Consider the following 212-nt stretch of genomic DNA (forward strand, 5'->3'; position numbering starts at 1 on the left):
TCCAAGGACGAAGACAAGAAGGACTGGGACTCCAAGGACAAGGACAAGAAGGACTGGGAGTCCAAGGACGAAGACAAGAAGGACTGGGACTCCAAGGACAAGGACAAGAAGGACTCGGAGTCCAAGGACGAAGACAAGAAGGACTGGGACTCCAAGGGCAACGAGTACGGCTCGGACGAGGAGTACGGCTCCGACAAGGGCCGCGAGTACGG

At 57.1% G+C, this 212-nt stretch carries 1 protein-coding gene; it reads left to right on the forward strand.

Annotated features, from left to right (window positions below; genetic code table 11):
• Positions 1-212, forward strand: a 212-nt coding sequence (locus tag ABZT87_RS22600; protein WP_355137914.1) for a hypothetical protein, incomplete at both ends; no start/stop codon positions are given.

Origin of the sequence: Micromonospora sp. NPDC005237, assembly GCF_040607775.1 — a bacterium.
GTDB lineage: Bacteria > Actinomycetota > Actinomycetes > Mycobacteriales > Micromonosporaceae > Micromonospora.